This is a genomic window from Enterobacter sp. MGH 33 (genome assembly GCF_000534535.1).
Classification (GTDB): Bacteria; Pseudomonadota; Gammaproteobacteria; order Enterobacterales; family Enterobacteriaceae; genus Enterobacter; species Enterobacter hormaechei_C.
In genome coordinates this window covers 3806914-3829974 of the sequence record NZ_KI973212.1, presented here as the reverse complement: position 1 = coordinate 3829974, position 23061 = coordinate 3806914, and the positions used below count along the sequence as shown (strand labels likewise).

Sequence of the window (23061 nt, the reverse complement as noted above, 5' to 3'; positions counted from 1 at the left end):
TTACTCTCCTCGCCCGGCGGCGTGGCCTGGCTGCAATAATGGCATCACGTTCTGGCGGTAAAGCGCCGCCGCAGCGAGATCCTGCTGAATGATGTGTTGTGCTGATTCGCTGAAGCGCAGCGCGGCCGTACGCAGATCCAGGCGGTTGGCGCTATCAATACCCGCCAGCACCTCAGGTTCAATAATGGCTTCGCCGTGCAGAGCACCTAAAATCGCGCCACTCATCACCCCGATAGAATCGGTATCACGGCCTGAGTTAATGGAATCTTCCACCGCGCCGCGAAACTCGCCTTCGCGCAGCAGGCAGAAAGCCAGCGCCATCGGCAGCTCCTCAATCGACATCAGACGTGAGGGCTGGTAGGCCATGGTCGGAACGCCCGCTTTTTCCGGGCCATGCATCAGGTCATCCCCCATCGGCGAGAAGGGCAAAAGCGCAGCGTGCAAGGCGTCAACGACCTGTTGATAATCCCATGCGGCTCCACGATAGTGACGCGCGACGTCAAGCGTTGCCGCGATGGCCTGGCGGGTGCCGTCTTTCGCCAGTTTGAATGCGATGCTGGTGATGGCCTCAATGGTGATGCCTGGAATAAATGCCGCAGCCACGCAGGCGGCGAAGACGCCCGCAGCCTCCAGACCATAGCTCTGCTGATGCCCCTGGGTGAAGTTAATGGCTTCCTGGTACGCCGCCTCAGGGTTGCAGGCATTGATGGCCCCAATGGGGGCGGCATACATCGCCGCGCCACAGTTCACCATATTGCCGACGCCGCCCTGGCGCGGATCGCAGGCGGCCAGTTGCAGACGATGGAAGATCCATTTTTCCGGATAAAACAGGCGCTCAATAACCAGTGCTTCCCGGTCCAGTTCCGGCACCCAGCGCGGTTCCCAGGCAATCTTGCGCACAAAAGACTCCCCCATATCCCACGCATCAACGTGGCGCCCCAGCTCGTTGTAAATCTCCATCAGGCAGAGCGTCATCAGCGTATCGTCGGTGATGATACCGTTGCCGCGCACGCGATTGTTGCGCCTTGCAGACGGTTCGTCCATCCGGTGCCAGCGCTGGTTGATGGAGGTGACGCGGCCATATTTCTCCGCGATTTGCCGTGCAGAGAGTTTTTCAACCGGTCCGCCTAAGGCATCGCCGAACGCAACGCCATACAGCATGCCCAGAATGCGGGAAGTGAACGATAAATCAGCGGTTTGAGTCACAGTCATTTTAGTTTTTCCTCTGCATATTCGGTCATAGCGTTTCCACCTGCGGCTTTCCAGGCGCTGACGTACTCATTCCACTGGTCAAACGACGCTTTGCCAGAGACAAACTGGTACGCCCACTGGTTATAAATACTGCTGGTTGAGTCGATGGCGGCAGCAAACGACGCCGGGAAGATAAAGGCATTATCCGCCGTAAAATAACGTTGTGAATTGTCGATATAGCGCAGCATCGCGGGCGTACGCCACTCCACAGGCGGTTTCCAGTTGGCGGCCTGGATAAACCGGGGATACCAGGCGTTAATTTTCGGCGTCACTTTTATCGTGTTGCCCTCACGAACGTAGTGCGTGTTTTCGAAGCCCATCTGCTCCATCATTTGCCCTTCAGGGCTTGCCAGAAAGTCGAGTAGAATCATCACCTCTTTTTTATGTTTCGAGAGCGAGGACATCGCAAAACCGCGCGTTTCCATGGAGACGTCTACCGCCGCCAGCCCTTTTCCTGCCGGGCCTTCGGGTGGGTCGAGCAGCGTGAGGGTGGCGTCAGGATGGATCTGGCGCATCTTTTCCTGGTACACGCCGACGTTGCCCGGTGAAGAGACGGACACGACGCCAACCTTGCCGGTATAAAACTCATCCTCTTTTAGCTCCCAGTTGGTGGTGATGTACTGGGAGGAGAGCAATCCTTTCTGATACAGCGAATGGTAGAACTCCAGCTTGCTCCGCTCCTGCGGGCTTATCTGGGCATTGATCAGCTTGCCCTGGTCGTCCTTGAGCCAGGTGGCGTGAATGCCAAACGCCGGGTTCATAAAACCGTCGAGATCGCGCAGGTCTTTCTCGGAGGTGATCCCCCAGCTATCCGTCTTACCGTCGCCGTTGTAGTCACCGGCGTGGATCGCATTGAACAGCGTGACGTACTCCGCCAGCGTTTTGGGGGATGCGCTGAGCCCGCTCTTCTGTAACCAGTCCTCGCGGATCACCGGCTGGCGCGCGCGCAGGGGAAAGACATACAGCAGGGTCGGATGGTTTTGCAGGCGAAGCCGGTTGTGCGGCCACAGCGCCTCTTTCAGATAGCGGGTTTGCGCAATCCACGGACGCCAGTCTTCAAGAATGCCCTGTTCGACCATCTTCTGGTCGCTGCCGTTGAAGTAGATCAGGTCAGGAATGGTGCCGGACAGCAGCATCACGTTCAGCACGTCGTTGTAGCCGGAAGACGACAGGTTGACGATCTCAATGTTGATATCGTGTCCCTGACGCGCCAGCGCCTGCTCTATTCGCTGGATATGCGCAACATCTTCACGGTTAGTGGTCAGCAGATCTTTTTCCACAATCCGGATAGTGACCGGCTCGGCCCAGACGGCCTGGCATAAGAGCAGGCCGCAGGCGATTGCTGTGAATAATTTCATCGTCATCGCTCCTGTTAACCCTTCACCGCGCCGGACATGGTGCCTTTGGTGAAGAAGCGCAAAATAATCGGGTAGATGGCGATCAGCGGGGCGATGGTTAAGGTAATCATCCCGGCTTTCAGCGCCTTGATGCTGATCTGGCTGGCATCGGTGTAGTTCGACATGCTTTCGACGCCGACCATCGCCAGCTTATCGCCCTCGACGACAAACTGACGCAGCACCACCTGCAACGGCCATTTGTCCGGGTCGTTGAGGTACACCATGGCGCGGAAAAATTCGTTCCAGTGCAGCACCATGTAAAACAGCGTGATCATGGCAATGGACGATTTGGCGACCGGCATAATGACGTACCACAGCGTCTGGAACGGGTTCGCGCCATCGAGTTCGGCGGCTTCCAGCAGCTCTTCCGGGATCTCTTCGAACAGGCGAACCAGAATAATCAGGTACCAGGCGAAGACGGCGCGATACAGGATGACGGACCAGTAGCTGTTCAGCAGCCCGAGCTTTTTCATCACCAGAAAATCGGGGATGATGCCCGGCTCAAAGACGATGGTGAACAGGACAAACATAAACAGCCAGCGGCGTCCCGGCAGGCGTTTTTGCGCCAGCGCCCAGGCCAGCAGCACGGTGAACACCACGTTGATGATGGTGCCCACCACGGTAATCAGCATCGCATTACCAAACCCGCGCAGCACGGCTTCGTTGGTCAGCAGCAGTTTCCAGACGTCCAGCGAAAAGCCCTGTGGGATAATTTCCAGGCCGCTCATACCGGGCACGTTTGCCGGGCTGGAGAAGGAGATTGCCACCAGATTGAGGATCGGTTGTAGCGTCACCACAACCAGCAGCATCAGTACAGAGAGAATGAGCACGTATTCGATGCGCTCAAATGGGGTGCTTCGTGATGAGATGCGCATTACCAGACTCCTTTACCCGTCAGGCGTTTTGAAACGTTATGGGCCAGCACGATAAGAATCATGCCGATCACGCCTTTGAATAATCCTGCGGCGGTCGCCAGCGAGAACTCCCCGGTGCGCAGGCCCATGCGGTAGACGTAGGTATCGATGATGTCTATCTGCCCGTTCACCACGTCGTTGGTCATGTTGAAGACCTGATCGAAGCCCTGGCTCAGAAACAGCCCGACGTTGAGGATAAACAGCGTGGCGATGGTGGGGGTAATCGCGGGCAGGGTGATGTGCCAGATTTTGCGCCAGCGCCCGGCACCATCCATTTCCGCCGCCTCATACAGCTGTGGATCGATGGCGAGGATCGCCGCGATGTAAAGTAATGAATCCCAGCCCGCGCTGCGCCACATTTCAGTGAACACCAGCACCCAGCGGATGGAACCGCTGTCGGTCATAAACGGGATCGGATCGTAGCCCATCGATTTAATGATGTCGTTAACCGCGCCATCAACCGGTGAGAGCGTGGCAATCGCGATGCTGGCGATCACCACCCAGGAGAGATAGTGCGGCAGATAAATCACCGACTGGACAAATTTACGGTAACCGGATGAGCGCACTTCATTGAGCAAGAGCGCCACGATAATGGGAACCGGAAAAATAAAAATCAGTTTCATTGCGGCGATGATCACCGTGTTCTGTAGCACCTGCCAGAAAACAGGGGATGACATCAGCGTGGCAAAATACTGCATCCCGACCCAGATATTCGGCGGGATAATACGGTACTGCTCAAAAGCAATTTTGGTTTCCCAAATGGGTAAATAGTGCCAGATAAAAAAATAGATAACCCCAGGCAGGGCCATGACATAGAAGGGCCACCACCGGCGTAACTTTTGGCGGCAACTTGCCATACGGGATATTGTCTGCTGCTGAGGTATGTTATTTGCCTGCGGTATCATGCCGCCGGATTTTGACTCTGTAAGGGCTTTCATCGGACATACTCCCATTACTGAAATGGTTGTCGTGAATATAATCTGTGTTTGCAGAAATATAAGTGCGTTAATTTTTCTCTGTGAGGATATTTTTATCGTTATATTGTGCGAGACGGGTCAGGACATCTTTATATTCGGGCATATTTGACGCGCCTTCTTTTTCGACGGCCAAAGACGCGAAAGCACAGGCAAATTTTGCTGCCTGAATAATCGATTCCCCTTTCGCCATTGCCGCGGCGAATGCGCCGTTGAAGGCATCGCCAGCACCGGTAGTATCCACACATACGGCTTTCAACGCCGGGATATGAATGAATTGCTCACCGTCATAAATAAGCGCGCCTTTCGCTCCCATGGTGATGATGACGTGGCCTACCCCTTTCGCTTTAATGGCTCTGGCGGCTTCCTTTGCGCTGGCAAGATCCGCGATATGAATGCCAGACAATAATGAGGCTTCAGTCTCATTAGGGGTCAGGAAGTCCACATTCTTCAGGCAGTTAACCACATCAGGTGACCAAGGGGCCGGGTTTAACACCACTTTGATCCCGTTACGGCGGGCAATTTCAATTGCCCGAAAGGTAGCGGGTAGATTATTTTCCAACTGGGTTAAAAAAATATCTGAGTTTTTAACTTCAGGGGTAATTGCTTCAACTTCATCCGCAGTAATAGAACGATTAGCCCCAGGACTAATGGCAATCATATTCTCACCATCGCTTTGACAGACATAAATAAGCGCGGTGCCGGTTTTCTTATCTTTATCTTGATAAAGCGTGAAGCTGTCGATAGCAGAAGATGAAAGATGTCCGAAGGCCATCTGGCTAAACTGATCGTTACCCACTTTACCGACAAAATGAGTTTTAACATGGCATTTGCTAACGGCTAGCGCCTGATTGGCTCCTTTACCGCCGGGACCAATAATTGTATTTTCGGAGAAAATAGATTCCCCGCTTTGAGGAAAACGATCGACATTAGCAATAATATCAACGTTGAATGAACCCAGAATACAGACTTTACCTTTCATCTTTCGCCCTTTATGTCGGGATTTGATCGTTTTTTTGACTGCGCAGAATCAAAAAAATGAATGATATTGCTATCTAAATTATTGACGGATTGAGTATGAAAAATACGGCGTTTAATAATTGCACCGCCGTGACATCGCTCAATGCCGCCTTCCTTCGCCAATAAGTTCAGGTCGTTACGAATCGTTTCCCTGGTGACATTAAATACTTTGGCAAGCTGATTCACCGTCGCCCGTTCATACCTGTTAAGCCAGGTCAAAATTGCATAATGCCGTTCTTTATTGAGCATAAGGTCACCTCTGTAGTTATATTATTGTTTCCTTGTTGTTAATGTTTTGGTGTTGTTCACAGATCGTTCGATAAAACAAAAGGAAACGGAAATATATGAGGTGATAACTATTTAATATCAATTGGTTATGTTGATTGCGTTAAGGGGGGTTGGGCTTTGATTTGCAGTGCGGGGATTTCAACGATGGCATGGGCCATGACGCAACGTTAGATTTTTCTCGGGCGCTTTAGCACGCAGAACATTGGTGTAGGTCTGGGGGGCTGTGGCTGATCCGGCATGAACCGGAATACCTGAACGTATAGCGATAATCGCCGGACTAAGTCGAATGGCTCGGACAACGACAGACACAAAAAAGCCCGCAGGGCTTGCGCCGTGCGGGCTTTCAGGACTTCATCGGATGACTCTGGTATTCACCGATGGAGAATTTTGGTGGAGCTGGCGGGAGTTGAACCCGCGTAAAAGTTACCTAACTACTTGTTTTTATTGTGGTCATGTTCATCCATGAATTCTGCGTAGCTTTTACGTATTCTTTGAATTCGTTGCGCTGTTCTACTGAGACTTGGTGAAAAAGTTAATCTGAATCCGGCTTCAATAGTATCGTTTTTTTGGCTAGTTCTGGTACATACAAAACTGGAGGTAAACACCTCCTTTCTTTTTACACCAGTGATATCTTCATAACTTAATGTTAAAGTGGGGCCCACAATGGGCAAGTACATTCCAATCGGAGACTTTGAGTGCTCCCAAAGATAATATGTCAAAAGCATTGGAATTATATTTGGTAATGTTAAATATGTCTCTTTGCTGCTAACTGACCATGGCAAAATGTAATCTACATCTTTATATTTATTGGCATGGCTAAACCAAGCAGTTTTACCATTTCCTAACAAATTTATGAGTTCTGAGTTAATCTCCTTTGAATATTGAAATGCGTAACTATTTGAATGGATATAGTCTAAATACTCTTTTGTGCTTAAGTTTTTTTCATCACTTACATATTTCAATCCGATCTTCTTAAAATGTTTGAAGTAATCAAAGTCCCAAGAGTATTCAAATTTTAACGCTGGCCCTAACCCAATGTTAATGAGTGGTGGATTTATGGTGAACTCACTACTATCATTTGTAAGGTCAATAAATTTTATTATTTTTCTTCTCGCTAGGTTAACCTCGACACCTTTTAATGTTATTTGAACCTTATTTGCTATTCTCCGTTGGATAATGTTTTGTCGTATCGCTAAATAAGCTGCAAAGGCAGATAATGTGCTAGCAACAAGACCTCCTACTCCCACCCAAGCTGGATCTGCCATCTTGATATCCCTTCTTTTCTAAAAGAAGGGATTATTTGCCAAGATCAACTTTTTTTCAATTGAATATTTGTTGTGTTATTGTCGTATTCCTTGAGATAACGTCCGTAGTGACGGAATAGCATTTCTGGGCCTTTGTGACCCATCTGAGCCGATAACCAGAAAAGGTTTACACCACGACTGATCAGCCGTGTAGCGAAAGTGTGCCGGGTTTGATAGGGGTTGCGATACCTGATACCGGCTTTCCTTAGCGTTGGCACCCAAGCTTTTTTCCTGATGGCATCCGCGCTTGCCCATGGTTTGTTTGTCTTCGGATCCTCAAAGACACAACCGTTCTTCATGAAGCTGAAGGGCTTTTGATCGTTGAGGGCGATCATCGCCTCATCAGTTAATTCTACCTTGCGCGTTCCAGCCTTTGTTTTGGTCCCCTTCGTCACGCCTGACACGCTGGCGCTCTGTACATGCGCTGTCTTCCCAACAAAATCAATATCTCTCCAGCGGAGCGCACACAGTTCGGAACTACGCAATCCTGTCTGGATTGCAAACCTGAAAAGGTTCTCCCACTGTTTATTGCCTGTTGATGTTAACAGCGCGCTCACCTCAGCTGGTGAGAGCGGATCGACAATGTAGCGACTTTCTGCATCGCTCTTATTGCTTTGGTACCGTGTCAGACTGAAAGTATAGGGCAGTGAGAAAAAGTAGCGTGCTGGTAAGTCTTACAAACGGATCGGTGGCAATTAGCTTGTTGTGCCTGATTTTTTGACGGTATTTTTCCCCGATTTTTCCCCAGTGATTCCCCGTACAGAAAATAGACATAAAAAAACCAGCCGTAAGAGGCTGGTTTAAATGTGTTTTTGGTCGGCACGAGAGGATTTGAACCTTCGACCCCCGACACCCCATGTCAGTAACTATAGATTGTAATATTTTTTAAGAGCCTCAGTTGCTGCTTGAGTTGCAGCCGCAATTTCTATACCTAAAGTCCCATGAACTGCTTTATTTGCAATGTTAGCCATCCATTTACTAACAGACTGACCATATTCACCACGATTGTTAGCTATCGGGCCATCTTCATCAATAGCAATTTCTAAATCGTCAACATCAGATTTAGGGAAACCCTGAGCTGAAAGATACTCTTTTAATGACGCAATGTCGTTTTTTACTACGTTGTTATTTACTGAAAATGAGTTTTCATTTCCGAAGTTTATGACGGTATTGTCTCCGAAAATTGAGTTACGGAACAATGAAGACGTATCAATATTTTTAAGTTGTTCTTTCATGTTTTTTTCGTCAGAAATTTCAGAAACTTGATCCGAAAGCTCAAGTATAAAATCAAGCAGCCGCGACCTGACCTGAGTTAATATGGAGGTGAAGTTATGTAGCGGAATCTCTTTATAACAGCGTGTTAACTCATAGCCTTTATCTATACCTTTGCAATATTTAACTAATGCGTAATCCAAAGGAATTGGCTGCTGAAGAGTTTGGCTATCACCGGCGTTTGTTACCAAGTTTTCAATTTGACTGATTGAAAGCCGCACTTCGCTCCTTGTAGCATCGTTATAGTCATCTTCACTTAGATAGCCAATCGGCAACGGAAAAGCTCTATAAAGACGAACGCTGTTGTTCAGATCTGCAAGAATTCTTGTGCCAACAAATCGATAATCGGGTAGGGGAACTGAATCAGGATAACCATCAATTTCATGGTTTACCCAGGCCGCAAGCTCCTTCTTCCCGATAGAGAAGAGAAGGATCTTCGTTTTCATGAGAGCATTAGTTGTGCCTTCATCACCAGAACTGAGTATCTGAATGATTTCTTGCAGTTGATTCATATGTCTTATCCCATAAAAAAAGCCCGCATCAGCGGGCTTCTGTGGAACTAAAGAGCCGCGGCTCCTTTGCGTATCCTTTTTTGTCTCGTCACCGTCTGGTCGGTGTCCTACTGAGACTGCTAACTTCCTGTTATTACTAGTGATGTCCTATCACTGTCCAATCATGATTGGTGGAGCTGGCGGGAGTTGAACCCGCGTCCGAAATTTCTACATCCTCGGTACTACATGCTTAGTTTGTCTTTACATTCGCACGCCAGCTGCGGACAAACACGCCACTGACGAACTAGCCTGATTAGTTTTAACGCTTCAACCCCAGGCAGGGTTTCCACGCGATCTCTTTTGGGTTTGACCTCTCTTTGATCCCCGTCTTAAGAGCGGAAGCTAGGGAGAGAGGGCTCTTAGCAGGTTATTAAGCTGCTAAAGCGTAGTTTTCGTCGTTTGCGACTATTTTTTTGCGGCTTTTAACGAGGCAAACCGCCCCTCGGCATGCACCTTGGGTTTCGCAAATCCCGTCGAATCCAGAATCAGCCCCAATAGTGTTGAACTCAGTATACCAGATTTTACTTCCTCGACACCAGCCCGAAACGCTAACTTATTGAATAGTACAATAAGTGCGCAGAATCAACGTCCTGCGTTTTTCATGATACGTGCTTTGTCGAGCTGCCACTCGCGTGCTTTCAGGTCAGTACGTTTGTCGTGCTGTTTCTTACCTTTCGCCACGCCGATTTTCACTTTGCACCAGGCGTTTTTCCAGTACAAAGAGAGCGCCACCACGGTGAAGCCTTCGCGGTTGATGCGTCCGTAGAGGGATTCCAGTTCGCGCTTGTTCAGCAGCAGCTTACGGGTGCGGGTAGGATCGCAGACGTAATGTGAAGAGGCGACGGTCAGCGGCGTAAAGTTCGCGCCGAACAGGAAGGCCTCACCGTCTTTCAGGATCACGTAGCTGTCGCCGATATTGGCTTTCCCGGCACGCAGCGATTTTACTTCCCAGCCCTGCAACGCAAGGCCGGCCTCGAATTCTTCTTCGATGAAATACTCGTGGCGAGCACGCTTGTTAAGCGCAATGGTCGCCGAACCAGGTTTATGTGCTTTTTTCTTCGTCATAAGTGTCGTAAAGCCGTCGGTAATCTGATTTTAAAAAGTCACCTCATTGCGTCCTGTGAGGTCTAACGCGCTATCTTAGCACGAGATAAGGCTTAGCGTTTTTTTAACAGGTGATAAATGTTATTATTTGTCTGTTGTGTGACCATGGAAAATGCTATGCCTCAGATTAGCCGTACCGCGCTTGTTCCCTACAGCGCGGAACAAATGTATCAGTTAGTGAACGACGTTCAGTCCTATCCGGAATTTATTCCGGGATGCACCGGTAGCCGGGTGCTGGAATCCGGCCCGACGCAGATGACTGCGGCCGTGGATGTCTCCAAAGCGGGGATCAGCAAAACGTTCACCACGCGCAATACCCTGACGAGCAATCAGAGTATTTTGATGCATCTGGTGGATGGTCCGTTTAAAAAACTGATGGGAGGGTGGAAGTTTACGCCACTGAGCGCTGACGCCTGCCGCATTGAGTTTCATCTGGATTTTGAATTTACCAATAAGCTGATCGAACTGGCGTTTGGCCGTATCTTTAAAGAGCTGGCCTCGAATATGGTTCAGGCGTTCACCACGCGCGCCAAAGAGGTTTACAGTGTCGCATAAGATTGCTGTTGAGGTGGTGTATGCGCTGCCGGAGAAGCAGTATTTGCAGCGCGTGACGCTTGAAGAGGGCGCCAACGTTGAGGCGGCTATCCGGGCCTCCGGCATCCTTGAACTTCGCCGTGATATTGACCTGGCGAAGAATAAAGTCGGCATTTATAGCCGTCCGGTAAAGCTTGCTGATACGCTGAAGGATGGCGATCGGGTTGAGATTTATCGCCCGCTGATTGCTGACCCGAAAGAGCTGCGCCGTCAGCGAGCGGAGAAATCGGGTAAGTAGCGCTTTCTCCCCCGGTGGCGCTTCGCTTACCGGGACGACGATTCTGCGTAAGAATTCAGATACAAAAAAGGTGCTCAATGAGCACCTTTTTGCGTTGCTGACGCCTGATTATTTGGTCAGGGCAGGCTTGTTGTCGATGTTGGTCAGCACGCCGGCACTGCTGAAGGTCAGCGTCAGGGTTTGCTGGGTCACATCTTCATGACCAGGCTGCTGGCGGAATACATAGAACCAGGTGTTTGTGCCGAACGGATCGGACATCATCGGGGTTCCCAGGGCATAAGCGACCTGCTGTTGTGTCATACCCACGCGGATTTTGGACACATCGTTAGGGGTAAGGTAGTTCCCCTGGTTGATGTCAGGACGGTAAACCACTTTCTCCAGAGTGGAACAGCCTGCGGTCAACATCAGAAGAACCGCTGCGGCAGCGGTCAGCGTTTTACAGCGCATAGTGATTTGATTCCTTTTCGGGCCCGAGCAGTACGCGGCTCATATGTAATATGCCGATGATAATAGACCTTGCCCCACTTTGAAACCGGTCTGGCGGCGTTTTTGTTGTTCTGTATGACCCTGAGATCCCGAAAAAGTTTATGCCGCCAGCAGTTCTTTCGCATTCGCAAGCGTATTGCGGGTGACTTCACTGCCGCCGAGCAGGCGTGCCAGCTCCTGCAAGCGTGAGCGTTTATCCAGCGGCTTCATGTGCGTTTCCGTCATTTCGCCATCGGTTTCCTTGCTGACGATAAAGTGGTGATGACCACAACCGGCGACCTGCGGCAGGTGAGTCACACACATGACCTGTGTCGATTCACCCAACTGACGCAGCAGTTTGCCGACAACGGCCGCGGTCGGGCCGCTGATCCCCACATCCACTTCATCGAAAATCAACGCCGGGGTTTCCATTTTACGGGCGGTAATCACCTGAATGGCCAGGGCGATACGCGACAGTTCACCGCCGGAAGCCACTTTCGAAATCGCCTGCAAAGGCTGGCCCGGGTTGGTGGTGACGCGGAATTCTACGCGGTCTGCGCCTTCCGCCGTCAGGTGATTCTCTTCAAAGCGAACATCTATGGTGAACACCCCATGCGGCATCGCCAGCGTATGCATGCTGTCGGTAATGTGCTGGCTAAGCTCCAGCGCATAGTGTTGCCGCACGTCATGCAGCCGTTTCGCCGTTTCCAGCGCCTGCTGATGATGCAGATTGACCGCCAGAGACAAGGTTTCAAGGGAATCGGCCTGATCGTCCAGCTGCTGCTGTTCCTCCAGCAGAGACTGATAGTAATTCGGCAGCTCTTCCGGGGTTACGTGATGCTTACGCGCCAGTGAAATCTGCCGGGAGATGCGTTGCTCAAGCTCGAACAGACGGTTCGGGTCGAGATCCAGACGTTCACAATAGTGGCGCAGTTCATCCCCGGCTTCTGAAATCTGAATCGCGGCCTCTTCCAGCATTTCCAGTACGCCAGAAAGCTTATTGTCCATGCCGGTCAGTTCGGTCACAAGCTGACGCACGTTATACAGCTGGCTCTGCAAATTCACGTCTTCGCCATCCGCCAGCATGTTAAGGGCAGTCTGGCTGGTGGAAAGCAGCTGACCGCTGTTGGCCAGACGCTTGTACTCTTCGTCGATTTGCTCAAATTCACCCGCCTGCGGGTTAAATTCGTTCAGCTCTTTCAGCTGATATTCCAGCAGCTCGGCGCGCGCGGTACGCTCCTGGCTTTGCTGCTGATGCTGCGCAAGTTCGCGGCAGCTTTGATGCCACTGACGATAGTGCTCCGCCATGAGTTGAGTAAGCGCGTACTCACCTGCGTAGCCATCAAGCAGGGCTTTCTGTTGTTCGGGTTTGATTAACTGCTGGTGCGCATGCTGACCATGGATCTGGATGAGCAACTGGCCCAGCTCGCGAAGCTGGGAAAGGGGAACCGCTGTACCATTGATAAAACCGCGGGAGCGGCCATCGCTGCTGATGACGCGGCGAAGTAAACACTCACGTCCGTCTTCGAGCTGGTTCGCTTCCAGCCAGCGCAGGGCGGCAGGTGTGTCTTTCAACGAGAAGCGGGCGCAGAGATCGGCACGGGCGGCGCCTGTGCGCACCATATCCCCCTCAGCACGACCGCCGAGGCACAAGCCGAGGGCATCAATGGCAATGGATTTACCTGCACCGGTTTCTCCGGTAATCGCCGTCATTCCGCTATGGAAGTCGATCTCAAGCTCACGAACAATGGCAAAGTTGCTGATGGTCAGTTGTGCCAGCATAATTGTTTTCCTGTATGAAAAACCATAACTGTGTTTGTATACAGTATAAACTGGTTTTATATACAGTAAAGTGCTGGATGCAAAATCAGAACAATTTTTTTGACCAGCCGAGCTTGGAGCTTAATGTGTTGAAATAGCTGTAATCTTTCGGGTGAATCAGGTTCAGATCGTAATCGCAGCGGCGAATGAGGACATCTTCACCTTCCTGAATGGGGAGCGCAATCTGACTGTCGCAGCTGATCTCCAGGTCGTTACGGCGATGGGAAAAACGCAGGCGAATGGTGCTGTCGCCGTTGATCACCAGCGGACGCGCCGAGAGCGTATGCGGGAACATCGGCACCAGGGTAATGGCATCCAGCGATGGCGTCAGGATTGGGCCTCCGGCTGAAAGCGAGTAGGCAGTTGACCCCGTCGGGGTTGAAATAATCAGCCCGTCAGAACGCTGCGAGAAAGCGAATATTTCGTCGATATAGACTTCGAATTCGATCATGTGCGCCACTTTACCGGGATGGAGAACCACCTCGTTTATGGCGGTGCTGATGCGCTTCTGGCAGTCCTGTTGACACACCTGGGCTTCCAGTAAAAACCGTTTTTCACTGATATAGTGGCCTTCCAGCACGTCCGCCAGCTGCTGCTGCGCATTGTCCGGGTCGAGGTCGGTCAGGAAACCGAGATTGCCACGGTTAATACCAATAACCTTAATATCATAGCGAGCCAGCGTTCGCGCCGCGCCCAGCATATTGCCGTCGCCACCGACCACCACGGCGAGATCCGCCTGCTGGCCAATTTCCGCCAGCGTGCCGGTTCTGACGCTTTTAAGCTGCAACTCCTGGGCGATCTGCTGCTCGACCATCACTTCATAGCCTTTACCACACAGCCAGCGATACAACATTTCATGTGTCGTCAATGCGGTAGGGTGACGCGGATGGCCGACGATCCCAATACACCTGAAATGATTATTCATTTTCTGGAGGTCCTTGTGCCTGATGAATGATGACAATCTGCCTTGTTCCCTTGAATCCAGGAAACTGATCCCCATAATAAGCGAAGTTAGCGAGATGAATGCAGAAAAACGCGGAGAAATTCATGAGTAGTAAAGAACAGAAAACGCCTGAGGGGCAAGCCCCTGAAGAAATTATCACGGAACAGCACGATGAAGTTGAGGCAGTAGAGCCAGACACGTCTGCTGAGCAGGTGGACCCGCGCGATGAAAAAATTGCCAACCTGGAAGCTCAGTTGGTAGAAGCGCAGAATCGCGAACGCGATGGCGTACTGCGTATCAAAGCGGAAATGGAAAACCTGCGCCGTCGTACCGAGCTGGACGTTGAAAAGGCGCACAAATTTGCGCTGGAGAAATTCGTCAACGAACTGCTTCCGGTGATCGACAGCCTGGATCGCGCGCTGGAAGTGGCGGATAAAGCTAACCCGGATAACGCGGCGATGATTGAAGGCATTGAGCTGACGCTGAAATCCATGCTGGATGTGGTGCGTAAGTTCGGTGTTGAAGTGATTGCCGATACGGATGTACCGCTGGATCCAAACGTTCACCAGGCCATTGCGATGGTGGAATCCGAAGACGTTGCCGCGGGTAACGTGCTGGGCGTGATGCAGAAAGGGTATACCCTGAACGGTCGTACTATTCGCGCTGCGATGGTGACCGTGGCGAAAGCGAAAGCGTAACGTGCTGCCTGTAGTGCCGGGTGGCGGCGTTCGCCTTACCCGGCCTACATTTTATTCGGCAATACTTTCGCGTAGAGGCTTAACGGGCAGGACCTTCACCTGCTTAATCATGTTGTCCTGAACGTCCAGAATATCAATATCATACTGTTCAATGCGCACGCGCGTGCCTGCCGCCGGGATCTCTTCCAGCGCTTCCAGGATCATACCGTTCATCGTCCGCGCTTCGTCTTCCGGCAAATGCCAGTTGAACGCTTTATTGATTTCACGAATGTTGGCGCTGCCGTCGATAAGCACTGACCCGTCGTTTTGCGGGGTGACCTCTTCCGCAAGGGAAGGCGACATTGACGTGGTAAAGTCCCCGACAATCTCTTCCAGAATATCTTCGACCGTCACCAGCCCCTGTATGTCGCCGTATTCATCCACCACCAGGCCGACTTTCTTCTTGTTTCGCTGGAACTTCACCAGCTGCGTGCTGAGTGGGGTGCCTTCCGGCACGTAGTAAATTTCGTCGGCGGCGCGCAACATTACCTCTTTGGTGAACTCGTTTTTCTCAGTCATCAGACGATAGGCCTCGCGCACGCGCAGCATGCTGATGGCATCGTCGAGGGAATCGCGATAGAGGACGATACGCCCGTGCGGGGAGTGTGTCAGCTGGCGGACAATGGCCTTCCAGTCGTCGTTGATATCAATCCCGACGATTTCATTGCGCGGCACCATGATGTCGTCAACGCTGACCTTTTCCAGATCCAGCACCGACAGGAGCATGTCCTGATTGCGGCGGGAGATCTGCGAGCGGGATTCATTCACGATGGTACGCAGTTCGTCTTTGCTGAGCGCGCTACTAATGGTGACGTCTGCCTTTATACCCACCATGCGCATCAGCACCCGTGTCACCATATTCAGCAGCCAGACCAGCGGCATCATCAGAATAAGCAGCGGTGCTAACAGGAAGCTGCTCGGGTAGGCGACTTTTTCCGGGTAAAGAGCGGCGATGGTTTTGGGCAGCACTTCCGCAAACACCAGCACCACAAACGTGAGCACACCTGTGGCAATCGCCACGCCTGCGTTGCCGTACAGACGCATCCCGACGATGGTGCCCAACGCAGAAGCGAGAATATTGACCAGGTTGTTACCGATAAGCACCAGGCTAATCAGCCGGTCCGGCTTACGCAGAAGCTTTTCGACACGACGCGCGGCACGGTTACCCTGCTTGGCGCGATGGCGTAACCGGTAGCGGTTCAGCGTCATCATGCCGGTTTCAGAGCCAGAGAAATAAGCGGAGATGACCACCATGATGACCAGAATGACGATCAGCGTGGTGGTAGAGATGTGTTCCAGGGGGAACTCCTTTTGTTACTTAGCCAGCAAATTGCTGTATGAAGCGGCTACCAAAATAGGCAAGCGTGAGAATGCCCGCACCCGCTACGTTGAACCAGACCACGCGACGACCGCGCCAGCCTTCATGATAATGGCCCCATAACAGGACAATATAGACAAACCACGCGATGATGGAGAGGACCGCTTTATCGATATTCTCCACGCTGAACAGGTTCTTCATATAAAACAAGCCCGTGCACAGCGTCAGCGTCAGCAGAACCACACCGACCTGGGTGATGTGGAACATCTTACGCTCAATCACCATCAGCGGTGGCATTTCGTGGTTAAACGCCAGCTTTTTATTTTTCAGCTGGTAGTCAATCCAGGCGAGTTGCATGGCGTAAAGGGCGGCGATGATCAGCGTCGCGTAGGAGAACAGCGACAGGCCAATATGCACCAGCATCCCCGGCGTGGCTTCCAGGTGAGTAATAAACTCATTGGGCATGAACGTGGCTAACGCCAGGTTGATCAGCGCAAAGGCGTAGACTATCGGCAGCAGCAGCCAGCCACGGTTTTTAGACGCGACAATGGTCATGACCGTACAGATCATCAGGCTGACCAGCGAGCCGACGTTCAGTACGCTCAGATTTTGCACGCTGCCGTCGCCGGGAATGATGCGTGATTCCAGCGCAAACGCATGGCTAATCAGTGCGATCACTGCCGAAAGAATAGCCATGCGCCGCCAGCCGCTGTTTTTTTGCAGCAGGCCAGGAATGATCAGCGCGAGGCTGACAGAGTAGGCAACAAGGGCGATCAGTGCGAAAACAGGCATATAGGCGTCGACAGTTGTCTTAATAAGAAAGAGAAGCAGTATAACGTTACGTGACGCCTGCTCCAACCGTTGCATAACAACAAAGGCGCCTTCATGTTATACTCCGGCAAAATTCTGTGTATGTGTCGCCCAGGCGACCTAACGTTTCTACCCCAGGCGAGAGACAATGTTTGATAATTTAACCGATCGTTTGTCGCGCACGCTGCGCAACATCAGCGGCCGTGGACGCCTCACCGAAGAGAACATCAAGGAAACGCTGCGCGAAGTGCGCATGGCGCTGCTGGAAGCAGACGTCGCGTTGCCGGTCGTGCGTGATTTTATCAACCGCGTGAAAGAGAAAGCGGTTGGCCATGAAGTGAACAAGAGCCTGACTCCGGGTCAGGAGTTCGTCAAAATCGTCCGTAACGAACTGGTTTCGGCGATGGGTGAAGAGAACCAGGTGCTTAACCTGGCGGCTCAGCCGCCGGCCGTCGTACTGATGGCGGGTCTGCAAGGTGCGGGTAAAACCACCAGCGTTGGTAAGCTGGGGAAATTCCTGCGCGAAAAGCACAAGAAAAAGGTGCTGGTGGTGTCGGCGGACGTGTATCGCCCAGCGGCGATCAAACAGCTGGAAACGCTGGCCGAGCAGGTTGGCGTAGACTTCTTCCCGTCCGACGTGGCGCAGAAGCCTGTCGACATCGTTAACGCGGCGCTGAAAGAGGCGAAGCTGAAATTCTACGACGTGCTGCTGGTGGATACCGCCGGTCGTCTGCACGTTGACGAAGCGATGATGGACGAAATTAAGCAGGTGCATGCCTCTATCAATCCGGTAGAGACCCTGTTTGTTGTTGACGCCATGACCGGTCAGGATGCGGCGAACACCGCAAAAGCGTTTAACGAAGCCCTGCCGTTAACCGGCGTGGTGCTGACCAAAGTCGACGGCGATGCCCGCGGCGGTGCGGCGCTCTCTATTCGTCATATCACCGGTAAGCCAATCAAGTTCCTCGGCGTGGGCGAGAAAACCGAAGCGCTGGAGCCGTTCCATCCGGATCGTATTGCCTCCCGTATCCTCGGCATGGGCGACGTGCTGTCGCTGATCGAAGATATTGAAAGCAAGGTTGACCGCGCGCAGGCGGAAAAACTCGCCAGCAAGCTGAAAAAGGGCGACGGTTTCGATCTGACCGACTTCCTTGAGCAGCTGCGTCAGATGAAAAACATGGGCGGCATGGCAAGCCTGATGGGCAAACTGCCAGGCATGGGCCAGATCCCGGACAACGTCAAATCCCAGATGGATGACAAAGTGCTGGTGCGTATGGAGGCCATCATCAACTCGATGACGCTGAAAGAGCGCGCGAAGCCAGAAATCATCAAAGGTTCCCGTAAACGCCGTATCGCGGCCGGTTGCGGCATGCAGGTGCAGGACGTAAACCGCCTTCTGAAACAGTTCGATGACATGCAGCGCATGATGAAGAAAATGAAGAAAGGCGGCATGGCGAAGATGATGCGCGGCATGAAAGGCATGATGCCTCCCGGTTTTCCTGGGCGTTAATCGCTTTTGAGATTGCTTTTTGCCCGAAAATGAGTAAAATTTTCGGGCTTTTAATATGACACCCGGGCTCCGTTCCTCGATGGGGCCCGGTTGTTTTATTCACACAAGAGGATGTTATGGTAACTATTCGTTTAGCTCGTCACGGCGCTAAAAAGCGTCCGTTCTACCAGGTTGTTGTGACTGACAGCCGTAATGCACGCAACGGTCGCTTCATCGAGCGCGTTGGTTTCTTCAACCCACTGGCCGCTGGCGCAGAAGAAGAAACCCGTCTGGATCTGGATCGTATCGCTCACTGGGTTGGCCAGGGCGCTACTGTTTCCGATCGCGTTGCTACGCTGATCAAAGCAGCAAACAAAGCAGCTTAATCTGTCACGGTGGTCATGATGAGCAATAAAGCACCTGTTGAACCGATCGTATTGGGAAAAATGGGTTCTTGCTACGGTATCCGTGGTTGGCTCAGAGTGTTTTCCTCCACTGAAGACGCTGATAGCATTTTTAATTACCAGCCCTGGTTTATCCAGAAAGCCGGTAAGTGGGAAGAGGTCGAGCTGGAAAGCTGGCGTCACCACAATCAGGACATCATCATCAAGCTGAAAGGCATTGACGATCGTGATGCCGCGAATGCGCTGACTAATTGTGAAATTGTTGTGGATTCGTCGCAGTTGCCACAGCTGGAAGAGGGTGACTACTACTGGAAAGACCTTATGGGTTGCCAGGTAGTGACCACTGAAGGCTACAGCCTGGGGAAAGTCATCGACATGATGGAAACCGGGTCAAATGACGTTCTCGTCATTAAGGCAAACCTGAAAGATGCATTTGGCATCAAGGAGCGGTTGGTTCCGTTCCTCGATGGACAGGTTATCAAGAAAGTCGATCTCACTACTCAAACCATTGAAGTAGATTGGGATCCTGGTTTTTAAATTCTCCGGATAAACGGTAAAAGACGGCGCTATGTGGATTGGCATAATTAGCCTGTTTCCTGAAATGTTCCGCGCGATTACCGATTACGGGGTAACTGGCCGGGCAGTAAAGAATGGCCTGCTGAGCATCCAGAGCTGGAGTCCTCGTGACTTCACGCACGACCGGCACCGTACCGTGGACGATCGTCCTTACGGCGGCGGACCGGGGATGTTGATGATGGTGCAACCCTTACGGGACGCCATTCACACAGCAAAAGCCGCGGCAGGTGAAGGCGCGAAGGTGATTTATCTGTCACCTCAGGGACGCAAGCTTGATCAAGCGGGCGTGAGCGAACTGGCGACGAATCAAAAGCTGATTCTGGTCTGTGGTCGCTACGAAGGGATAGATGAGCGCGTAATTCAAACCGAGATTGACGAAGAATGGTCTATCGGCGATTACGTTCTCAGCGGTGGTGAGTTACCAGCAATGACGCTGATTGACTCCGTTGCCCGGTTCATTCCGGGTGTACTGGGCCATGAAGCTTCGGCGACAGAAGATTCGTTTGCCGATGGATTGCTGGACTGTCCACACTATACTCGTCCTGAAGTGTTAGAAGGGATGGAAGTCCCGGCAGTATTACTGTCTGGAAACCATGCCGAGATACGTCGCTGGCGTTTGAAGCAGTCGCTGGGCCGAACCTGGCTTAGAAGACCTGAACTTCTGGAAAACCTGGCTCTGACTGAAGAGCAAGCAAAGTTGCTGGCCGAGTTCAAAACTGAACACGCGCACCAGCAGCATGAACATGATGGGAATGCGTAATACGCTCCCGAATATCAGTTTACCCAGGATAAGAGATTAAATTATGAGCAACATTATTAAGCAACTTGAACAAGAGCAGATGAAGCAGGACGTACCTTCCTTCCGTCCAGGTGACACCGTGGAAGTGAAAGTATGGGTTGTTGAAGGTTCCAAAAAACGTCTGCAGGCATTCGAGGGCGTGGTTATCGCTATTCGTAACCGCGGTCTGCACTCTGCATTCACTGTTCGTAAAATTTCCAACGGCGAAGGCGTTGAGCGTGTCTTCCAGACTCACTCTCCGGTAGTTGACAGCATTGCTGTTAAACGTCGTGGTGCTGTACGTAAAGCTAAACTGTACTACCTGCGTGAGCGTACTGGTAAGTCTGCTCGTATTAAAGAGCGTCTGAACTAAGATTCGCTTAAGCGACATCCTGTTAGAAAGGGCTGGCCGAAAGGCTGGCCCTTTTTTTATCCCATCGCACCTCTCGCGTTAACCCTTCCGTCATAAATCATTTACAATGTTCGCCTCTTGGGTGGAGGGTAAGTGGATAACGTACTGCATCAGCGTAACTGGAAACGCGCAGCGGCATTGACCGCGCTGTTTGCGATCCTGCTGATCGTCGTGGCGCCGCTGATCTCCGTCTCGCTGCAAAAAGATCCCATGAGCGCCATGCCGGGTATGCACCATGACATGAGCATGATGTCGATGGACGAGCAACATAGTGATATGCCGCATTCTATGCCAGTTGACCATGCGGAAGCATGCGGCTACTGCGTGCTGTTAGCGCATGTGCCGGGCGTGATGCTGGCGCTTATCGTTCTGCTCAGCGTGGTGTTGCAGCGGCTGCGCGTGAAACCGCCTCGTCAGGCGGTCAGCCACTGGCACTTTTTCCCCTGGCTTTACCCCGATACCCGCGCGCCGCCGCGTCGGTCTGCTTTCTCCCTTTAAAACAAAATCACTCACTTTTTGCCTTAAAAAGGAAAAGTATGACTACCTGCACTCCGCGCGCGGCATGGGGAAACCTGCTGCGTCGCCTCCATTTCTATATCGGGCTGTTTGTCGGTCCGTTTATCTTCTTCGCAGCGCTGACCGGAACGCTGTATGTCGCCACGCCGCAGCTTGAAAAGGCGCTGTACCATCATGCACTCCACACGGATGCCGTGGGTGAGGCGCAGCCTCTTGCTGAACAAATTGCCGTGGCGGAAAAGGCCGTGGGTTCAGCGCTGCGTTTACATGCTGTACGTCCGGGGCTGGAAGAGGGCGAAACGACCCGCGTGATGTTTGCCGACCCGGCGCTGGGTCCCTCCGAGCATCGGGCTATTTTTATTGATCCCACCAGCCTTGAGATTCGAGGGGATATGACCGTGTACGGCACCAGCGGGATTTTACCGCTGCGTCAGACTATCGATTATCTGCATACCTCGCTGATGCTGGGCAACATCGGGCGCCTCTATAGCGAGTTAGCCGCCTCGTGGATGTGGGTTGCTGCCCTGGGCGGGATCGCGCTGTGGTTCTACACCCGACCTAAGCGCCGTATTAACAATCGTTTCCAGAATCGTCGCCGCCTGCATGTGATCTTAGGCTGGACGTTACTGGCGGGAATGCTGCTGTTCTCAGTCACCGGGTTAACCTGGTCACAATGGGCCGGTGGCAACGTCGATAAGCTGCGTGCAGAGATGAACTGGCTGACGCCGCAGGTAAACACCACCCTTTCCGGTGCGCCGGAAATGAGGGATGAACACGCCGAACATCGTGGTCATCACGGGGGAATGACGATGCCTGAAATGCCAGTCAAACTGTCGCTTTTTGACAACGTATTGCAGGTCGCCCGCCAGTCAGGGATTGATGCGAACAACGTTGAGATCCGTCCGGCAAGCAGGGTCGACCAGGCCTGGACGGTGACGGAAATCGATCGCCGCTGGCCTACGCAGGTTGATGCCGTTGCCGTGGATCCCCACTCACTGAAGGTGCTGGACAGCACTCGCTTCGGGGATTTCCCGCTGATGGCTAAACTCACCCGCTGGGGCGTGGATTTCCATATGGGGATCCTGTTTGGTCTGGCAAATCAGCTGCTGCTCATCGCGTTTGGCGTTGCGCTGTGTGTGTTGATTATCTGGGGATACCGGATGTGGTGGATGCGTCGCCCTGCAACGTCAGCCGCGAACCCGGTACAGACGCTCTGCCAAAGCTGGCTGGCATTGCCGCTGTGGGGAAGGGGAGTGTCGTTCCTGATAAGCCTCCTGCTGGGGCTGGCGTTGCCGGTAATGGGCGTCAGTCTGGCGGTCTTTATTGTGATTGACTGGCTGCGCTGGCGAGCGGTTTCAGGCGTGTCGCTCGCCGGAACATCCGTTAAATAGCCTTAAGGCGTGCTGATGACTACCGCAACCCGGCGGTTTTCAGCGCGCCCCTGCGCAGTGCGGTTGCTGCTGACAGGGTATTTTTTGCCTAAGCCCCGCGTAGTGAGATTGCTGCGCGGGATGTTCGCGCCCTTCGCCCAGGCATCCGCCACAACATTGGCACGTTTTAACGAAAGCGCTTCGTTGTAGCTCTCTTCGCCATAATTATCCGTATGGCCATCCATCCTGGCGTGGTTCAGACCGGTTGCCGCCAGGCGTGAGGCCATAGTCTGGATCTGCGTTTCACTTTCCGGGCGCAGCCTGGCGTCATTTTTATCAAACAGGATCTTATCCGACAGGCCCAGAGACCAGTCGCCATTCAGTTCGTTAAAGCCGTAGGATTTCATGGCCGCAATTTGCTCTGGCGTGAATTTCCCTTCAGGGGATGACTGGCATCCGGACATTACCAGTGATGCCAGTATTAACGGCGCAAAGTATCGCTTTAACATATCGTC

At 52.2% G+C, this 23061-nt stretch carries 23 protein-coding genes, 1 other RNA gene and 2 pseudogenes; 10 read left to right on the top strand and 16 right to left on the bottom strand.

Annotated elements, in window-relative coordinates:
- The 10 genes and pseudogenes from L379_RS06230 to smpB form a co-directional block, all read right to left on the bottom strand.
- The gene (locus L379_RS06230; protein WP_032654651.1) at positions 1 to 1212 is read right to left on the bottom strand and encodes an ADP-ribosylglycohydrolase family protein; all 1212 of its coding nucleotides are present in this window, start codon (positions 1210 to 1212) and stop codon (positions 1 to 3) included.
- The gene (locus tag L379_RS06235; protein WP_032654647.1) at positions 1209 to 2609 is read right to left on the bottom strand and encodes an extracellular solute-binding protein; all 1401 of its coding nucleotides are present in this window, start codon (positions 2607 to 2609) and stop codon (positions 1209 to 1211) included. Before L379_RS06235 ends, L379_RS06230 begins: the two co-directional genes overlap by 4 nt.
- Positions 2610 to 2623: 14 nt before the next feature.
- Positions 2624 to 3523, bottom strand: a complete 900-nt coding sequence (locus tag L379_RS06240; RefSeq protein WP_017692842.1) for a carbohydrate ABC transporter permease — start codon at positions 3521 to 3523, stop codon at positions 2624 to 2626.
- Positions 3523 to 4371, bottom strand: coding sequence for an ABC transporter permease (locus L379_RS06245; protein ID WP_255360355.1), 849 nt, complete (start codon positions 4369 to 4371; stop codon positions 3523 to 3525). The genes L379_RS06240 and L379_RS06245 overlap by 1 nt, the downstream gene beginning before the upstream one ends.
- 196 nt (positions 4372 to 4567) lie before the next feature.
- Positions 4568 to 5805: pseudogene (gene rbsK / locus L379_RS0124260) on the bottom strand (ribokinase).
- A gap of 470 nt (positions 5806 to 6275) precedes the next feature.
- Positions 6276 to 7109: a hypothetical protein gene (locus L379_RS06250; protein WP_032654645.1), complete on the bottom strand. Its 834-nt coding sequence runs from the start codon at positions 7107 to 7109 to the stop codon at positions 6276 to 6278.
- A gap of 44 nt (positions 7110 to 7153) precedes the next feature.
- A pseudogene (locus L379_RS0124255) lies at positions 7154 to 7774 on the bottom strand (site-specific integrase); the annotation flags it as partial.
- A 240-nt stretch (positions 7775 to 8014) separates the two neighbouring features.
- The gene (locus L379_RS06255) at positions 8015 to 8932 is read right to left on the bottom strand and encodes an AbiTii domain-containing protein (RefSeq protein WP_032654643.1); all 918 of its coding nucleotides are present in this window, start codon (positions 8930 to 8932) and stop codon (positions 8015 to 8017) included.
- Between the two features lie 168 nt (positions 8933 to 9100).
- Positions 9101 to 9464: a transfer-messenger RNA gene (gene ssrA / locus L379_RS25225) on the bottom strand.
- 89 nt (positions 9465 to 9553) lie between these two features.
- Positions 9554 to 10036, bottom strand: coding sequence for an SsrA-binding protein SmpB (smpB, locus tag L379_RS06260; protein ID WP_003863115.1), 483 nt, complete (start codon positions 10034 to 10036; stop codon positions 9554 to 9556).
- 156 nt (positions 10037 to 10192) lie between these two features.
- Between smpB and L379_RS06265 the strand changes: the two genes are divergently transcribed.
- Both L379_RS06265 and L379_RS06270 read left to right on the top strand, forming a co-directional pair.
- A complete protein-coding gene (locus tag L379_RS06265; RefSeq protein ID WP_003863117.1) occupies positions 10193 to 10630 on the top strand; it encodes a type II toxin-antitoxin system RatA family toxin in 438 nt (145 codons plus the stop codon).
- Complete coding sequence (locus L379_RS06270; protein ID WP_032654641.1) at positions 10620 to 10907, top strand: RnfH family protein; 288 nt, start codon at positions 10620 to 10622, stop codon at positions 10905 to 10907. The genes L379_RS06265 and L379_RS06270 overlap by 11 nt, the downstream gene beginning before the upstream one ends.
- A gap of 108 nt (positions 10908 to 11015) precedes the next feature.
- On the opposite strand, the gene bamE is transcribed toward L379_RS06270, so the two are convergent.
- The 3 genes from bamE to nadK all read right to left on the bottom strand — a co-directional run bounded on the left by bamE (position 11016) and on the right by nadK (position 14118).
- Positions 11016 to 11354, bottom strand: a complete 339-nt coding sequence (gene bamE, locus L379_RS06275) for an outer membrane protein assembly factor BamE (protein WP_003863121.1) — start codon at positions 11352 to 11354, stop codon at positions 11016 to 11018.
- Between the two features lie 138 nt (positions 11355 to 11492).
- Positions 11493 to 13154, bottom strand: a complete 1662-nt coding sequence (gene recN / locus L379_RS06280) for a DNA repair protein RecN (protein ID WP_015571579.1) — start codon at positions 13152 to 13154, stop codon at positions 11493 to 11495.
- Positions 13155 to 13239: 85 nt separating this feature from the next.
- Entirely contained in the window at positions 13240 to 14118 is an 879-nt protein-coding gene (gene nadK / locus L379_RS06285; RefSeq protein ID WP_032654638.1) for an NAD(+) kinase, read from the bottom strand.
- A 122-nt stretch (positions 14119 to 14240) separates the two neighbouring features.
- Between nadK and grpE the strand changes: the two genes are divergently transcribed.
- Entirely contained in the window at positions 14241 to 14834 is a 594-nt protein-coding gene (gene grpE / locus L379_RS06290) for a nucleotide exchange factor GrpE (protein ID WP_003863126.1), read from the top strand.
- Between the two features lie 51 nt (positions 14835 to 14885).
- Here grpE and L379_RS06295 read toward each other — a convergent pair whose 3' ends face one another.
- Together L379_RS06295 and L379_RS06300 are read right to left on the bottom strand one after the other, a co-directional pair.
- Entirely contained in the window at positions 14886 to 16172 is a 1287-nt protein-coding gene (locus L379_RS06295; RefSeq protein ID WP_026094274.1) for an HlyC/CorC family transporter, read from the bottom strand.
- A 19-nt stretch (positions 16173 to 16191) separates the two neighbouring features.
- Positions 16192 to 16983: a cytochrome C assembly family protein gene (locus tag L379_RS06300; RefSeq protein ID WP_014832951.1), complete on the bottom strand. Its 792-nt coding sequence runs from the start codon at positions 16981 to 16983 to the stop codon at positions 16192 to 16194.
- A gap of 166 nt (positions 16984 to 17149) precedes the next feature.
- Between L379_RS06300 and ffh the strand changes: the two genes are divergently transcribed.
- The 7 genes from ffh (at position 17150) to L379_RS06335 (ending at position 22567) form a co-directional block, all read left to right on the top strand.
- Positions 17150 to 18511 carry a signal recognition particle protein gene (gene ffh, locus L379_RS06305; protein WP_003863132.1) on the top strand — a complete coding sequence of 454 codons (1362 nt, stop codon included), beginning with the start codon at positions 17150 to 17152 and terminating at the stop codon, positions 18509 to 18511.
- Between the two features lie 116 nt (positions 18512 to 18627).
- Complete coding sequence (rpsP, locus tag L379_RS06310) at positions 18628 to 18876, top strand: 30S ribosomal protein S16 (protein WP_003863133.1); 249 nt, start codon at positions 18628 to 18630, stop codon at positions 18874 to 18876.
- 15 nt (positions 18877 to 18891) lie between these two features.
- Complete coding sequence (gene rimM / locus L379_RS06315) at positions 18892 to 19431, top strand: ribosome maturation factor RimM (protein WP_015571575.1); 540 nt, start codon at positions 18892 to 18894, stop codon at positions 19429 to 19431.
- Between the two features lie 31 nt (positions 19432 to 19462).
- Positions 19463 to 20230, top strand: coding sequence for a tRNA (guanosine(37)-N1)-methyltransferase TrmD (gene trmD, locus L379_RS06320; RefSeq protein ID WP_014832949.1), 768 nt, complete (start codon positions 19463 to 19465; stop codon positions 20228 to 20230).
- 43 nt (positions 20231 to 20273) lie between these two features.
- Complete coding sequence (rplS, locus tag L379_RS06325; protein WP_002914145.1) at positions 20274 to 20621, top strand: 50S ribosomal protein L19; 348 nt, start codon at positions 20274 to 20276, stop codon at positions 20619 to 20621.
- 132 nt (positions 20622 to 20753) lie between these two features.
- The gene (locus tag L379_RS06330; RefSeq protein WP_032654636.1) at positions 20754 to 21158 is read left to right on the top strand and encodes a DUF2946 domain-containing protein; all 405 of its coding nucleotides are present in this window, start codon (positions 20754 to 20756) and stop codon (positions 21156 to 21158) included.
- Between the two features lie 38 nt (positions 21159 to 21196).
- Positions 21197 to 22567, top strand: a complete 1371-nt coding sequence (locus tag L379_RS06335; protein WP_032654634.1) for a PepSY-associated TM helix domain-containing protein — start codon at positions 21197 to 21199, stop codon at positions 22565 to 22567.
- A 2-nt stretch (positions 22568 to 22569) separates the two neighbouring features.
- Here the strand turns inward: L379_RS06335 and L379_RS06340 are convergent, their stop codons facing one another.
- A complete protein-coding gene (locus tag L379_RS06340) occupies positions 22570 to 23055 on the bottom strand; it encodes an OmpA family protein (RefSeq protein ID WP_017382956.1) in 486 nt (161 codons plus the stop codon).
- Positions 23056 to 23061: the final 6 nt, after the last annotated feature.

Bases quoted from the DNA above. Each gene is read 5' to 3' on its own strand.
- L379_RS06230 (WP_032654651.1), bottom strand. From the start codon at position 1,212: ATGACTGTGACTCAAACCGCTGATTTATCGTTCACTTCCCGCATTCTG.
- L379_RS06235 (WP_032654647.1), bottom strand. From the start codon at position 2,609: ATGAAATTATTCACAGCAATCGCCTGCGGCCTGCTCTTATGCCAGGCC.
- L379_RS06240 (WP_017692842.1), bottom strand. From the start codon at position 3,523: ATGCGCATCTCATCACGAAGCACCCCATTTGAGCGCATCGAATACGTG.
- L379_RS06245 (WP_255360355.1), bottom strand. From the start codon at position 4,371: ATGGCCCTGCCTGGGGTTATCTATTTTTTTATCTGGCACTATTTACCC.
- L379_RS06250 (WP_032654645.1), bottom strand. From the start codon at position 7,109: ATGGCAGATCCAGCTTGGGTGGGAGTAGGAGGTCTTGTTGCTAGCACA.
- L379_RS06255 (WP_032654643.1), bottom strand. From the start codon at position 8,932: ATGAATCAACTGCAAGAAATCATTCAGATACTCAGTTCTGGTGATGAA.
- smpB (WP_003863115.1), bottom strand. From the start codon at position 10,036: ATGACGAAGAAAAAAGCACATAAACCTGGTTCGGCGACCATTGCGCTT.
- L379_RS06265 (WP_003863117.1), top strand. From the start codon at position 10,193: ATGCCTCAGATTAGCCGTACCGCGCTTGTTCCCTACAGCGCGGAACAA.
- bamE (WP_003863121.1), bottom strand. From the start codon at position 11,354: ATGCGCTGTAAAACGCTGACCGCTGCCGCAGCGGTTCTTCTGATGTTG.
- recN (WP_015571579.1), bottom strand. From the start codon at position 13,154: ATGCTGGCACAACTGACCATCAGCAACTTTGCCATTGTTCGTGAGCTT.
- nadK (WP_032654638.1), bottom strand. From the start codon at position 14,118: ATGAATAATCATTTCAGGTGTATTGGGATCGTCGGCCATCCGCGTCAC.
- grpE (WP_003863126.1), top strand. From the start codon at position 14,241: ATGAGTAGTAAAGAACAGAAAACGCCTGAGGGGCAAGCCCCTGAAGAA.
- L379_RS06300 (WP_014832951.1), bottom strand. From the start codon at position 16,983: ATGCCTGTTTTCGCACTGATCGCCCTTGTTGCCTACTCTGTCAGCCTC.
- ffh (WP_003863132.1), top strand. From the start codon at position 17,150: ATGTTTGATAATTTAACCGATCGTTTGTCGCGCACGCTGCGCAACATC.
- rpsP (WP_003863133.1), top strand. From the start codon at position 18,628: ATGGTAACTATTCGTTTAGCTCGTCACGGCGCTAAAAAGCGTCCGTTC.
- rimM (WP_015571575.1), top strand. From the start codon at position 18,892: ATGATGAGCAATAAAGCACCTGTTGAACCGATCGTATTGGGAAAAATG.
- trmD (WP_014832949.1), top strand. From the start codon at position 19,463: ATGTGGATTGGCATAATTAGCCTGTTTCCTGAAATGTTCCGCGCGATT.
- rplS (WP_002914145.1), top strand. From the start codon at position 20,274: ATGAGCAACATTATTAAGCAACTTGAACAAGAGCAGATGAAGCAGGAC.
- L379_RS06335 (WP_032654634.1), top strand. From the start codon at position 21,197: ATGACTACCTGCACTCCGCGCGCGGCATGGGGAAACCTGCTGCGTCGC.
- L379_RS06340 (WP_017382956.1), bottom strand. From the start codon at position 23,055: ATGTTAAAGCGATACTTTGCGCCGTTAATACTGGCATCACTGGTAATG.